Origin of the sequence: Mesorhizobium sp. LCM 4577, assembly GCF_001854795.2 — a bacterium.
GTDB lineage: Bacteria > Pseudomonadota > Alphaproteobacteria > Rhizobiales > Rhizobiaceae > Mesorhizobium > Mesorhizobium plurifarium.
In genome coordinates this window covers 39671-52687 of the sequence record NZ_MDDU01000001.1, presented here as the reverse complement: position 1 = coordinate 52687, position 13017 = coordinate 39671, and the positions used below count along the sequence as shown (strand labels likewise).

The 13017-nt window shown below is 64.2% G+C and carries 12 protein-coding genes; 2 read left to right on the top strand and 10 right to left on the bottom strand.

The window, feature by feature from the left end; all coding sequences use genetic code 11:
- Positions 1-32: 32 nt before the first annotated feature.
- The 5 genes from LCM4577_RS00260 to LCM4577_RS00240 all read right to left on the bottom strand — a co-directional run bounded on the left by LCM4577_RS00260 (position 33) and on the right by LCM4577_RS00240 (position 6352).
- Positions 33-2060, bottom strand: a complete 2028-nt coding sequence (locus tag LCM4577_RS00260) for an aldo/keto reductase (RefSeq protein WP_071068930.1) — start codon at positions 2058-2060, stop codon at positions 33-35.
- A gap of 54 nt (positions 2061-2114) precedes the next feature.
- Positions 2115-3200: an ABC transporter ATP-binding protein gene (locus tag LCM4577_RS00255; RefSeq protein WP_071068928.1), complete on the bottom strand. Its 1086-nt coding sequence runs from the start codon at positions 3198-3200 to the stop codon at positions 2115-2117.
- A gap of 11 nt (positions 3201-3211) precedes the next feature.
- On the bottom strand, positions 3212-4048 hold the full coding sequence (locus tag LCM4577_RS00250) for a carbohydrate ABC transporter permease (protein ID WP_071068927.1): 837 nt from the start codon (positions 4046-4048) through the stop codon (positions 3212-3214).
- Complete coding sequence (locus LCM4577_RS00245; protein ID WP_071068925.1) at positions 4045-4905, bottom strand: carbohydrate ABC transporter permease; 861 nt, start codon at positions 4903-4905, stop codon at positions 4045-4047. The genes LCM4577_RS00250 and LCM4577_RS00245 overlap by 4 nt, the downstream gene beginning before the upstream one ends.
- A gap of 178 nt (positions 4906-5083) precedes the next feature.
- The gene (locus LCM4577_RS00240) at positions 5084-6352 is read right to left on the bottom strand and encodes an ABC transporter substrate-binding protein (RefSeq protein ID WP_041009967.1); all 1269 of its coding nucleotides are present in this window, start codon (positions 6350-6352) and stop codon (positions 5084-5086) included.
- Between the two features lie 106 nt (positions 6353-6458).
- On the opposite strand from LCM4577_RS00240, the gene LCM4577_RS00235 reads away from it, so the two are divergent.
- A complete protein-coding gene (locus LCM4577_RS00235) occupies positions 6459-7328 on the top strand; it encodes a helix-turn-helix domain-containing protein (protein WP_071068923.1) in 870 nt (289 codons plus the stop codon).
- 7 nt (positions 7329-7335) lie between these two features.
- Here LCM4577_RS00235 and LCM4577_RS00230 read toward each other — a convergent pair whose 3' ends face one another.
- From LCM4577_RS00230 to LCM4577_RS00220, 3 genes are all read right to left on the bottom strand, one after another.
- Positions 7336-8709 carry a HAMP domain-containing sensor histidine kinase gene (locus LCM4577_RS00230; RefSeq protein ID WP_071032372.1) on the bottom strand — a complete coding sequence of 458 codons (1374 nt, stop codon included), beginning with the start codon at positions 8707-8709 and terminating at the stop codon, positions 7336-7338.
- Positions 8710-8867: 158 nt separating this feature from the next.
- A complete protein-coding gene (locus LCM4577_RS00225; protein ID WP_041012386.1) occupies positions 8868-9545 on the bottom strand; it encodes a winged helix-turn-helix domain-containing protein in 678 nt (225 codons plus the stop codon).
- A gap of 379 nt (positions 9546-9924) precedes the next feature.
- Positions 9925-10710, bottom strand: a complete 786-nt coding sequence (locus LCM4577_RS00220) for a hypothetical protein (RefSeq protein ID WP_071068922.1) — start codon at positions 10708-10710, stop codon at positions 9925-9927.
- Between the two features lie 216 nt (positions 10711-10926).
- Between LCM4577_RS00220 and LCM4577_RS00215 the strand changes: the two genes are divergently transcribed.
- Entirely contained in the window at positions 10927-11559 is a 633-nt protein-coding gene (locus LCM4577_RS00215) for an isoprenylcysteine carboxylmethyltransferase family protein (RefSeq protein WP_041009961.1), read from the top strand.
- A 389-nt stretch (positions 11560-11948) separates the two neighbouring features.
- Here the strand turns inward: LCM4577_RS00215 and LCM4577_RS00210 are convergent, their stop codons facing one another.
- Together LCM4577_RS00210 and LCM4577_RS00205 are read right to left on the bottom strand one after the other, a co-directional pair.
- Complete coding sequence (locus LCM4577_RS00210) at positions 11949-12164, bottom strand: hypothetical protein (RefSeq protein WP_071032369.1); 216 nt, start codon at positions 12162-12164, stop codon at positions 11949-11951.
- A complete protein-coding gene (locus LCM4577_RS00205; RefSeq protein WP_071068920.1) occupies positions 12161-12916 on the bottom strand; it encodes a COG4280 domain-containing protein in 756 nt (251 codons plus the stop codon). The genes LCM4577_RS00210 and LCM4577_RS00205 overlap by 4 nt, the downstream gene beginning before the upstream one ends.
- Positions 12917-13017 lie beyond the last annotated feature (101 nt).

Below are 13017 nucleotides of genomic sequence, written 5' to 3'. Positions count from 1 at the left end.
GGGCGAAGGAACACGACGCCTCTGGTTTTCCCCTAAGCCCTCCTCCTCTCCGGCCCCTCGTCCAGCCAGGCCACATCCTCCGGCGTCAACTTGATATCAAGCGCCTTGAGGCTGTCCTCCAGCTCGTCCAGCGTGCGCGGGCCGATCAGCGGGACCGAGGGGAAGGGCTGGGCCAAGACATAGGCCAGCGCGACGTGGATCGGGCTCTTGCCGAGCTTGCGCGCCAACTCGATGGCGCGGTCGCGGCGGGCAAAATTCTTTTCCGAATACCAGACCCGCACCAGCTCTTCATTGTCGGTTCGGTCGCGGCCGGCGCGCTCGGTGAAGAAGCCRCGGCCCTGGCTCGACCAGGCGAAGTTCGGCATCTGCATGGCCGCCAGCCAGGCCTTCCACGCATCCGTCGAGGAAGTCACGCAGCCGGCCCAGATCGGCTCCAGCATCTCGGCCAGCGAGAAATTGTTGGAGAGCGCGCCGGGCTTCTGCCTGCCGTTCTTCTCGGCATAGGCAATAGCCTCGTCCATGCGCTCCATCGTCCAGTTGGAGCCGCCGAACAGGCCGCGGATGCGGCCGGCCTTGGCCTCTGCGTCCATCGCGTCGACGAATTCGCCGACCGGCACGTCCGGATTGTCGCGGTGCATGAAATAGATGTCGACATGATCGGTCCGCAGCCGGTCGAGCGACTGTGCCAGTTGCTTAGCGATAACGTCGGGATAGCAGAGCGGCGAATGCGCGCCCTTGGCGATGATCACCGATTTTTCGCGCACGCCGCGATTGGCGAGCCACTGGCCAAGCAGCGTCTCGGTGTAGCCGGCGCCATAGACAAAGCCGGTGTCGAACAGATTGCCGCCGGCCTCGAAATAGGCGTCGAGCAGGATCGAGCCGGAGGAGAAGCTGCGGAAATCCTCGAAGCCGAGCGCCAAAAGCGAAACGGGTTTCGGCAGGCCGGGAATGGCGCGCTTGGCGATAGCCTTGCCATCGGTGCGCAGCGGCCGGCCGGAGAGCGTGGTGACCCGCTTAGCCGGCTTTTCGATCTCGTATTCGAGGCCGACGGCGGCGCGCCATCTATCGAGTACGCGCAGCGTTCCGAGGCTGTCGGCCCAGGACATGCCCGGCCAGGCGAATTCCTGCCGCCCGGCCAGGATCGCCTCGCCGGCGGCATCGACCTCGAAGGAATAGAGGTGGCGGGTTTCGTCGAGGCCGATCACCTCGTGAGCCGCCCCGGACCGGATCACCTCGATCCGGCCCGGTCCGACATCGCGGTTGCCACCGGCGAACCAGAAGTCGGGCACCTCGATCCGGCCCTTGGTGCCGAAAATGYGCAGCACATTGTCCTGGTCGAGCGAGATGCTGCAGGAGACTTCGGCGACGATGCCGCCAGGGAAATGCAGCAGCGCCGAGGACCATTCGTCGACACCGGACTGGCCGAGATGGGCGGCGCCCACGACCTTGTCGGGCTCAGCGAAAGGCTGGCCGATCGCGGCGCCCGCGAGCAACCGCGCCATCGACACCGGATAGCCGCCGACATCAAGGATCCCGCCGCCGGCAAGGTCGTTGGCGTAGAGCCGGTGCTCGGGCATGAAGCCCGGCATGGCGAAACCGAAGCTCGACTTGATCATGCGGACCTCGCCGATGGCGCCGGAGCGGATCAGCTCGACCAGTTGCAGCGTCTGCGGGTGCAGCCGGTACATGAAGGCCTCGCCAAGGAACGTGCCGGCCTTGCGCGCGGCGTGCATCATGGCGTCGGCTTCGAAGGCGGTGAGCGCCAACGGCTTCTCGCATAGGACATGCTTGCCGGCCTCGGCCGCCTTGATCGCCCATTCGGCATGGCCGGGATGCGGGATCGAAATGTAGACGGCGTCAACGTTGGGATCGGCGAGCAGCGCCTCATAGCCGTCGAGGATGCGCGCGCCCGGAAAGGTTTCGGCGAGGCCCGGCTTGGCGGGATTGCGGGCGCCGAGCGCCACCAGCTCGCCGGTGCGCGACCCCGCCACGCCGCCGGCAAAGGATTTTGCGATGCTGCCGGGGCCGAGAATGCCCCAGCGGATTTTTCCAGTTGTCATGTCGAATTCTCCATGGGTCGCCGCCACGCCTTGGGGATCGGGCGGAAATGAAAGTCAGCGGATCCTCGCGCCCGCCTTGTCGAAAAGCAGCGCGCGTTCCGCCTTGATCGAAACGGTGAAATGATCGCCGCTGGCGCGCTGCCGCGAGGCCTCGCGCTCGACGATCAGCTCCTCGGGCCCGGCATTGGCGTAGACATAGCTCACGGATCCCAGATGCTCGGCGACGTCGGCCTTGACCGGAATGTCGCAATCGCCTTCGCCGGCCTCGAAGAAATGCTCCGGCCTGACGCCGAGCACCACCTCGGCGCCGACGGCTGGAAAGGCTTCGCAAAGCGGTTTGCGCAGCCTGGCGCCGCCGTGATTGACAAGCTCGATGATCGCGGCGCTGTTCGACGTGTCGACGACCTTGGCGCTGAGAAAATTCATCTTCGGCGAGCCGATGAAGCCGGCTACGAATCGGTTGGCCGGGTCGTCATAAAGGTCGAGCGGCGCGCCGATCTGTTCGACATTGCCGGCCTTCAGCACGACGATGCGGTCGGCCAATGTCATCGCCTCGGTCTGGTCGTGCGTCACATAGATCATGGTGACGCCGAGCTCCTTGTGCAGGCGAGAGATCTCGACCCGCATCTGGACTCTCAGCTCGGCGTCCAAGTTCGAGAGCGGTTCGTCGAAGAGAAAAACCTGCGGCTCGCGCACGATGGCGCGGCCGATGGCGACGCGCTGGCGCTGGCCGCCGGACAATTGCTTCGGCCGCCGCTGCATCAATTCGTCGATGCGCAGGATCTCGGCCGCGCGCTTCACACGGCGCTCGGTGTCGGCCTTCGGATTGCCGTTCATGCGGAGTCCGAAGGAGAGGTTCTGTTCCACCGTCATATGCGGGTAGAGCGCGTAGGACTGGAACACCATGGCGATGCCGCGGTCGGCCGCCTCAACATCGTTCATCACCTTGCCGCCGATGGCGATGTCGCCGCCGCTGATGTCCTCCAGCCCGGCGATCATTCTGAGAAGCGTGGACTTGCCGCAGCCGGAGGGGCCGACGAAGACGACGAACTCGCCGTCGGCGACGTCGATGTTCGCGCCGTGCACGACCTCGAAGTTGCCGAAGCGTTTTATGACATTGGTGAGGGTGACGGCCGCCATTGCGCTCCTTCCTACTTGACCGCGCCGGCGGCGATGCCGGCGATGAAATGGCGCTGCAACAGCACGAAGACGATGAGCATCGGCACGGTCAGCATCACCGCTCCGGCCATGATGCCGCCCCAGGACACTTTGGTCAGGCCGATCAGGGTGCCCAGCGCCACCGGCGCCGTCATCGCGCCCGGCTGGCTGTTGATCAAAAGCGGCCAGAGATAGTTGTTCCACGAGGCGAGGAAGAGGATGATCGCAAGCGCCGCCAGCATTGGGCGGGCCAGCGGCAGCGCCACGAACAGGAAGATCCGCCATTCCTTGACGCCCTCGACGCGCGCCGCGTCGAACAATTCGGCTGGCATCATCGAGAAAGCCTGGCGCATGAAGAGCACGCCCAGCGAATTGAACAGCGGCGGCACGATCAGCGCGATCCAGGTGTTGGCGAGCGCGAAGTCGCGCGCCACCATGATGAATTGCGGGATGAGCACCACCGCATAGGGAAGCGTGATGGTGCCGAAGATGATGGCGACCACCGCGCCTTTGCCGTGGAACTCGTAGCGCGCCAGCGCCCAGCCGGCCATCGAGGTGAGCAGCACCGAAAGCACCGTGTAGGTCACCGCCACCGAGACCGAGATGCCGATGGCGCCGATGAAATTGGTGTCGCGCTGCAGATTGGCGACATTGTCGAGGAAATTGTCGTGCGGCAGAAGCTCGATGCCGGGGCTGAAGATGCCGTTGTCGGGCATGGTGGAGAACACCACCATCATCCACAGCGGGAACAGCCAGACCAGCGCCAGCGGCGTCAGGAAAAGATGGAGCAGGACGCTGCGCCCGAGCCGTCTTTGCGAACGCGAGGTCATTTCGGCTCTCTCGTCAGCCAGAGCTRCACCAAAGTGATGGCGATCGCCAGGCCCGCCATGGTGTAGGCGACGGCCGAGGCGTAGCCGAAATTGAGCGACCGGAAACCCTGGCGGTAGAGCAGCAGCCCCAGCGTCTCGGTGCCGCCGCCCGGCCCGCCGCGCTCGGTGATCAGGAAGGGCTCGGTGAAGAGCTGCATGGTGCCGATGATCGACAGCACGGCGCAGAAGACGATGACGGGCTTGAGCAACGGAAGCGTGATGTAGAAGAACTGCCTTAGTTTGCTGACACGGTCGAGCGTCGCCGCCTCGTAGACGTCCTCCGGGATCGACTGCAGGCCGGCCAGGATGATGATGGCGTTGTAGCCGGCCCAGCGCCAGGTGACCGCGATCATGATCAGCGCCATGGCCGGCGTGACGTTGGAGAACCAGTCGATCTTGGCCAGGCCGACGCTCTCCAGGAGCTTGTTGACGATGCCGAAATCGAGGCTGAACATCAGCCGGAACACGGCCGAATAGGCGACCTCGCCGACCACCACCGGAGCGAAGAAGGCGAAGCGATAGAGGCCGCGCGCCTTGAGCAATGGCGAGTTCAGAAGCACCGCCATGACGATCGCCAGCGCAATCATCACCGGCACCTGGATGACCAGGATCAGCAGCGTGTTCTTCAGCGCGTTGTAGAAGGCGGGGTCGCCGACCAGGCGGCCCCAGTTGAACGTCGGCGCGAAGCGCCAGGGCACGGTGCGCGTCGCCTGGAAGGAGATCAGGAAGGACGAGATGATCGGCCAGATCCAGAAGATGGCGAAGATCAGGAGATAGGGCGTGAGGAAGCGGTACGCGGTGGCGTTCTGTGTGCGCATTGGCTTCCTCCTTTCCCTATCTTTCCCTTCTCCCCTTGCCGGAGAAGGTGGCCGCGAAGCGGCCGGATGAGGGGTGTTCCAGCTTGGCAACGACGGCAATCCGTCCAACACCCCTCATCCGTCTTGGCGCTGCGCGCCAATCCACCTTCTCCCACAAGGGGAGAAGGGGAGGCGGTGCTTACTTAACCGGCAAACCTGTCGCGGCGGCGATCTGCTTGGCGGCGTCGTCGAGCGCGGCCTTGGCGTCGGGGTAGCCGTTGGCCAGGTATTTGGTCTGCACGGCGCGCAGGATGATCTCGGCGTCGCTCTGGAATTGCGTGCCCCGGCTCGGCACCACCTTGGGGAGCGTCGCCAGGATATCCTTCCAGACAGGCTGGTCGCCCCAATAGGGCTGCGGCTGCGCGACGTAAGGATCCTCGAGCGCCGAGATCAGCGACGGCACCAGGCCGAAATCCTTCAGCATGGTGATCTGGCCCTCATTGGTCTCCAGCGTGTATTTCAGATAGGCGTAAGCCGCCTCCTTGTTCTTCGAGGCCGAGGTGATGGCCAAGGACGAGCCGCCGAGATTGGCGGCGCGTGGGCCGTCGGCGGTCAGGCTCGGCATCAGGTAGACGCCCCATTTGCCGCTTTCCTTCGGCGATTCGGTGCGGATCGTGCCCTCATACCAGCCGCCATAGACCTGGCTGGCGACGGTGCCGGCGGTGTTGTTGGTGATCTTGGTCGACCAGTCGGCCGACGAGACGATGCCGGCGTCCTTCATCTCCTTGACCTTGGTCATGGCGTCGACGCATTTCGGCTCGGCCACGGTGATCGACTGGCCGTCCTCGGCGAAATAGCCGCAGCCCTGCTCGTTGGAGATCATGCGGAAGAATTCGGTGTCGCCGTTGAAATCGGCATTGGTCATCGAGACGCCCGGATTGGCGGCCTGGATCTTCTTGCCGGCGGCGATGAAATCGTCCCAGGTCTTGATCGAAGCCGGGTCGACGCCGGCCTTCTCGTAGAAGTCGCGGCGATAGAAGACGGCGACCGGGCCGGAATCCCAGGGCATGGCATAGGCCTTGTCGCCGACTTCGAGCTCGGTGCGCTTGAAGTCGGGGAATTTCTTCTGGTCTTCCGCCGTGTAGCCCAGCGTGTGCAGGTCGACGAAGCAGTCGGGGAACTGGCTCCAGTAGTTCTCCGCCTCGCCGTTCTCGATCGAGACGATGTCGGGCAGGCCGACGCCGCCGGCGGCGCAGCCGGCGATCGACTTGTCGTAGGTCGGCTGGTTGCCGAGGTCCTGAACGGTGACCTTGATGTCGGGGTATTTCTTGTTGAAGCCCTCGATCGTCGCCTTCAGCGACGAGGCGGCGATGTTCCAGCTCCAGATGGTGATCTCGCCGGACTGCGCCAGGGCCGGGCCGGAACCCAGGGCAAGCATAAGCGCGGCGCAGGTCAGTGTAGTGCGCATTGAAATCCTCCCATTTCATTTGCTCTCTCACTGTGAGCGTGGCTAGACTATGCGGCGCGGAAGGCTTGTCCCCGTCGAAGGGAATAAGAAGTTGGCGGAAAGTAAGATGCCGGAGCGTCCGTTCTACCAGCCCGGCGCGAGCAGCGTCGAAGGACTGCCGCTCATGCTGCAGATGTTCCACAACCACCCGCTGGTGATGCTGAAGCCGCATTGGCACGCCCAGGTGGAAGTGAACTTCATCGTCCGGGGATCGGTGCATTACCGCATGGCCGAGCACGAGATCGCGCTCTCGGCCGGCGAGATGTGCCTGTTCTGGGGCGGCCTGCCGCACCAGATGGACGACCTCTCCGACGACGCGATCTATGCCGGCGCGCATCTGCCTCTGGTGCATTTCTTCCGCCTGCATCTGCCGGCCGACATACGCCACCGGCTGATGACCGGCGCGACGCTGGTGACCGACGCCACCGACCAGTCGGACAACGACAATTTCAAGCGCTGGAACGAATATGCGCGCTCGGGCGATCCGGCCAGGGCCGAGCACGCCGTCAACGAGCTGCTGCTGCGGCTCGAGCGGGTGCGTTTCGAGCCTTACCGGCTGGTGCCGGAAAGGCTGGCCGGGCAAGGCGCCGGCAATGCCTTCGACCAGCAGTCCTCGCGCAATGTCGGGCGCATGTGCGATTTCATCGCCGAGAATTTCCTCTACGACATCGACTGCGTGACGATCGCCGCGGCCGCCGACATCCATCCCAAATACGCGATGAGCCTGTTCAAGAAATCGACCGGCATGACGCTCAACGAATATGTCAACCTTTTGCGCCTGAGCTACGCGCAGGCGCTGTTGATGCATGAGGACGCCAATGTGCTGAGGGTCGCCATGGAATCGGGCTTCGGTTCGCTCAGCGCCTTCAACAAATCGTTCCGCAAGCTCGCCGGCATGTCGCCCTCCGATTTCCGCCGGGCGGCCGCCGCGCGGTAGCGGATCATCAGGCGGACGCGACGGCCGGAAAGCTGACGGTGACGCCGAGACCCGGATTGCGGTCCTCGAGCACTATCTCGGCGCCATGCAGGTCGGCCACCGCCTTGACAAGGCTCAGGCCCAGGCCGCTGCCCGGCGTCGTGCGGCTGGCATCGAGCCGGTAGAGCCGGCGGAACACCTTTTCGCGCTCCTCGGCGGGGATGCCCGGGCCATTGTCGCGGACGTGAATGAGGACGTGGCCGCCTCCGCCGGTCACCGACAGCTCGATCGCGGTGCCCGGCGGGCAATGCCTGAGCGCGTTCTCGACCAGATTGGCCAGCATCTGCATGAGCAGGTCGCGGTCGCCGTGCACATACCATTTCGCATCCGGAACGATCATCGTGGACAGGGACTTGCCGTCATCCTCGGCGACATCGGCATAGACTTCGCCGATGGTCTCGACGACCGGCCCGACATCGAGATCGACGAAGCGCGCCTTGCGGGCGCCGGCCTCGATCTGGGCGATGCGAAGAAGCGCGTCGAACGTGGTGTTGATCTGCTGGCTTTCGGCGCGGGCGTCGGTCAGCTCGGTCGAGACGTCCTCACCCGACACCGTCTTGTCGGCGGCGGATTCCAGGATCATCTGCAGCCGGTTGAGCGGCGTCTTGAGATCATGGGCGATGTTGGCGCTCACTTCGCGCATGCCGTCGACCAGGGCCGACAGGCGCTCGAGCGCCGCATTCACTTGGGCGGAGACGGCGTCGATGTCGTCGCCATTGCCGATCAGCGGGATGCGCGCGCCGAGCCGGCCATGCGAGACGTCGACCATGGTGCTGGCGATGCCGTCGAGGCGCCGCTGGACCCGCGAGGCAAGCACCGCGCCGCCGCCGATCGCCAGGACGGTGATGAAGAGCGTCGCCCAGCCGAAGCTCATCAACACAATCCTTTCGAGATCCTCGGTTTCCGAAAGCGAGAAGGCGACCGTCAGATTGTTGTCGCCGACCGTGCCTGAGTAGGCGCGGTATTCGGTGCCTGGCGGCACACCCGGCAAGTTGGCAGCGAACATCGAAAAGCCGTCCGGCAGGCCGGCGGCGGCGAAATCCCCGGCGAGGCCGTTGCCGTTCCGATCGGTGAGGGAAAAGATCTCGTCCTTGTCCTGGCTGAACTGGGCATGGTCCCTGACGGTGGAGACGAGATCCTCCTCGTCRCTCTCGGCATGGGTCGCGGCGATGAGGGAGTAGGTCTCCTTGATCGACTGGTCGAGCTGCTTGGCAAGCGAGGCGCTCATCAGTTGATAGACGACCGCGCCGGACAGGATGAAGGCAAGCAGGAACAGGAAGGCGAAGGTCAGCGCCAGCCTGAACGGCGTGCTGCGCAACAGGCGGGAGCGGGCCTCGCTCATCCCAAACTCATGACCGGCGACGCGCCGATCCCGGAGCCGCGCATGCGTTCAAACCTCCTGCGGCAATTCCAGGAGAAGCGCATAGCGGTTTTCCTCCGGAATTGCGGGAAAACAGAGAGTTAGAGCAGGTCGGCGAATCTATCAAATGCCGAACCGCTTCAAGCCGGAACATGGAGGCTGTAGCCGGTGTTGCGCACGGTGTGGATCAGCGGCACGTCGAAGGGCCTGTCGACCTTGGCCCTGAGCCGGCTGATATGCGTCTCGACGACGCTGGTCTTGGGGTCGAAATGAAAATCCCAGACGCGCTCCAACAACATGGTGCGGGTGATGACGCGGCCTTCGCCGCGCATAAGCACTTCGAGCAGGCTGAACTCGCGCGGCTGCAGGTCGATCGGCTGGCCCCGCCGGGTCACGCGGCGCTGGATCAGGTCCATCTCGAGATCGGCGACGCGCAGCGCCGTCTTCTGCTCCTGCGCCGCCGGCCGGCGGCCGAGCGCGTTTATGCGGGCAAGCAGTTCGGAAAAGGCGAAGGGCTTGACCAGATAGTCGTCGCCGCCGGCTTCCAGGCCCTCGACGCGGTCGTCGACGCCGCCGATCGAAGTCAGGAAAATGGCAGGCGTGCGGATGCCGGCGGCACGCACCGCCTTGATCATCGACAGGCCGTCGAGGCCGGGCACCATGCGGTCGGCGACGATCACGTCATAGGCGTTGCGGGTCGCGGCGAAGAGGCCGTCATGGCCGTCGCGCAGCAAATCGCAGACATGGCCGGCCTCGGTCAGTCCCCTGACGATATAGTCGGCGGTTCTCGGATCGTCCTCAACAAGCAGAAGTCGCATCGCCCCGTGCTGTCCTTGCCGCCTCAACCTGACCGGCATGGTAGCGCCGGCTGCGGCTTTTTCCAGGCCGGCCTCTGTGTCCTCGTTTGCTCTAGATCGTGATGGCGTTTCGTTGAATCGCCCTCACGATCTAACTCTTTGTTGGAGCATGATCTTTCTCCGAAAACCGGTTCCCACTTTTCGGGATCATGCTCTAACCATCTGTTTTTACGCGTTGCCGGAGCGAAGACCGCTACACATTTTTGCGAGAGCCGTTTTAGCGACAAGCACGACGCGGTTGCCGCCCCCAACGATCGCGATGGGCATTCCGGCCAATCTCCAACGCATGCCGCCAGCCAACGCAAACAGAGCCGACGGTCAAAATCCCTGTGCAGCGCTTTCAATCGAGCAGGGCCTGTTCGTCCTCGTCGATCAGCCTCTTCAGCGTCATATAGAGAACGATGACCACGATGCAGCCGAGGAAGGCCAGGCTGGTGAAGGTGGTGCCGAAGCCCATGCCGCCATATTCCGCCGGCTGCGAAAGCAGGTCGCCGAAGGAGGCGCCGAACGGCCGGGTGAGGATATAGGCGAGCCAGAAGGCGAGGATGCCGTTGAGGCCAAGGAAGAACCACGCAAGCGCGATCGCCGCGATCACGCCGCCGAAGATGAGGCCGGTGGTGAGATAGCCGAGGTCGAAGCGCTCGGCCATCAGATCGCCGGCCGCTGTGCCGAGCGAGAAGGTGAAGAGGATCGCCAGCCAGTAGAAGATCTCGCGCCTGGTGGTGAAGATGGTGTGGATCGACAGGGTCCTTTCGCTGGCGTACCAGGCGATRAAAGTCAGCGCCAAGACGACCGAGAAGACGATGGTCGTCGTCTCCAGYCGCACCCCGAAATTGTCGACGAGATTGTCGGTGACCAGGGTGCCRACGATGCTGATCAGCGCGACCGCCAGCCAATAGGCCCAGGGCACGTAGCGCTTCTGCGCGAATTGCAGGGCGAGCGCGACAATCAGAATGCCGGTCATGATGAGCGACGTGACCGTGAGGCCGAGGCCGAGATTGACGGCGAGATAATCGGCCGCCGTCTCGCCCATGGTCACCGCCATGACCTTGATCAGCCAGAAATCGAGAGTGACGTCCGGGACCCGGTTCAGCTCGGAGTTGTATTCGTCGATTGCCGTGATCATGGCGATGGCTGTTGTCCTGTAAGGGCCGGTCGTCGGCGCTCTGTTCAAGCCGACAACCGGTGGCAATCAGCCTAGGGATGGGAATTCACCGCAGCCTGTCCGCGCGCTTACAAATTCGTAAGGTCGGCCAAAAACACTGGACGGGCCTCGTCAGCGCGGAGCGGAAGGGCTAGAGAAGCCTCGGTGTCCCCGTCGGCACCGGAGCGGTGAGAAAGAATGGCCTACACGTCCCTCAAATCGGCGCCGAAAGCGTTCGACCAGCACAAGCGCCTGATCGTCGTTCAGGTGGCCGCCGTGCTCGCCCTGATCCTGCTTCTGTTCAGCAAGCCGGCGCTGGCCGAAGGCTCGGACGGGCACGAGATCGTCGAGACGATCGGCTTCGCGATGGTGCTGATCTGTTTCCTCGGCCGGCTGTGGAGCATCCTCTTCGTCGGCGGCAGGAAGAATGACGAGCTGATCGTCTCCGGTCCGTTCTCGATGACCCGGAACCCGCTCTACTTCTTCTCGACCGTCGGCGCGGCCGGCATCGGGCTGATGTTCGGCTCGGTGCTGGCGGCCGCAATGCTCGGCCTGGCGAGCTTCCTTGTCTTCCGCTTCACCGCGCGCAAGGAGGCCGAGTACCTCGCCGGCAAATTCGGCGCGGTCTACGCGGCCTATGCCGAACGCACGCCGTCCTTCTGGCCGAATCCGCTGCTTTACCGCGACGAGGCGCAGTGGCTGTTTTCGACGAGCGCGCTGCGGAACACGTTCCGCGACGGGCTCTATTTCCTGGCTTTGTTCCCGATCATCGAGGCGGTGGAATATTTCCGCCTCAGCGGGGACCTGCCGACGCTTTTCACGGTCTATTAGTTGCGCGGCGCGGATTTGACCGGCGGCTATGTTTGCCGGCAAGCGGCATGCGTTGGAGATTGGCTGAGGCGCTTGTCCGGTCGTCATTCTATGGCGGAGCAAGGAGCGGAGCGACGCGCGCCGACCATAGAATCCATTCCGTGACTTGGAAGCGTTGCCGCGGTGCAGAATTCTGCGCCGTTGCGCCCGTCGATCAAGGTAACGGCATGGATTCCAGGGTCTTCGCGACGGAGCTGCGCTCCTGCTTCGCCCTTGAATGACGAGGTTGGGAGGCTCCAGCCAATCCCCGGCGCTTGCGCTGATTTCCAGAAGTTGCCTTGGTCCAGCGCGCCCTGTCGTGCGCTCCGCTTCGCGTCGCTCCGCCCGTGGATGACGAGGTTCAACCCCGGTCAGCGCGCCTTGTCGCGCGCCGCGCGACGGGTGCTTTCCAGAAGAATTGCCAGGCAGCCGGCGAGAAGCAGGACGCCGCCGACGAGCGGCGGCAGCGCCAATAGCTTCACCGCGGCGGCGATCAGCGCGATCAGGATCAGCGCCAGCAACGCCAGGCTGCCGTCGTCGACGAACATGCCGATCAGCCCCTTGAAGACGAGACGAATCACGCTCATCGAGCAACTCCTTCGGCAGGCGCCGGGTAAGCGCCGCGCAGCCAGCGAACGATGGCGAAGGACGCGGCGGCAATGACGGCGAAGATGGCGAGCAGAGCGAGGTCGGCTCCCGGCCATTCGGCGCCGAGGCCCTCGCCGGTCCAGAACACGCCGAAACTGGTCAGCATCAACCCGACCACGAATTTCAGCGCATTCTCGGGCACGCGCGCCAAGGGCCGGTGCACGGCGAGACCGATCAGCATCACCAGCACGAAGGCCGCCAGCGCGCCGAAGCCGGCATAGAGCGTCTGGCCATGCGCGGCGCCGACGGCAATGACGATGAACACCACTTCGACGCCCTCGAGCAGCACCGCCTTGAACGACGCGACGGCCGCCAGATAGTCGGCGCGACGGTCGGCGGCTTGTTGACGAAGCTCCGCAGTCTCCTTGGAGAAGGCCTRCTCCTCGTCATGCAGCGCAATCACGCCGACGCTGCGCAGGATCGCCTTGCGCAGCCAGCGCATGCCGAACAGGATCAAAAGCACGCCGACCACGAATTGCAGGACGGTGATCGGGACGAGCGCCAGCAGCGGCCCAAAAACCAGCACCAGGGCCGYCAGCAAGGCAAGCGCCAGCGCCGCGCCCGTCAGCGCCGGGCGCCAGCTGCGCGTCACGCCGACGGCAAGCACGATGGTGAAGGCTTCGACGACCTCGACGAAGGACGCCAGGAAAGAAGCCGTCACGGTGGACAATATGGGTGTCAGGCCATGCATCAAAGCATCCTATAGTTCGGAATCATCAGTTGGCGAGAACGATACAGCGCTCGGGTGGCAGCGAGAACGCCAAGTATGAGCCCATCCGTTCCGCGGGAAGC

Bases quoted from the DNA above. Each gene is read 5' to 3' on its own strand.
- LCM4577_RS00250 (WP_071068927.1), bottom strand. From the start codon at position 4,048: ATGACCTCGCGTTCGCAAAGACGGCTCGGGCGCAGCGTCCTGCTCCAT.
- LCM4577_RS00240 (WP_041009967.1), bottom strand. From the start codon at position 6,352: ATGCGCACTACACTGACCTGCGCCGCGCTTATGCTTGCCCTGGGTTCC.
- LCM4577_RS00255 (WP_071068928.1), bottom strand. From the start codon at position 3,200: ATGGCGGCCGTCACCCTCACCAATGTCATAAAACGCTTCGGCAACTTC.
- LCM4577_RS00210 (WP_071032369.1), bottom strand. From the start codon at position 12,164: ATGAGCGTGATTCGTCTCGTCTTCAAGGGGCTGATCGGCATGTTCGTC.
- LCM4577_RS00235 (WP_071068923.1), top strand. From the start codon at position 6,459: ATGCCGGAGCGTCCGTTCTACCAGCCCGGCGCGAGCAGCGTCGAAGGA.
- LCM4577_RS00215 (WP_041009961.1), top strand. From the start codon at position 10,927: ATGGCCTACACGTCCCTCAAATCGGCGCCGAAAGCGTTCGACCAGCAC.
- LCM4577_RS00225 (WP_041012386.1), bottom strand. From the start codon at position 9,545: ATGCGACTTCTGCTTGTTGAGGACGATCCGAGAACCGCCGACTATATC.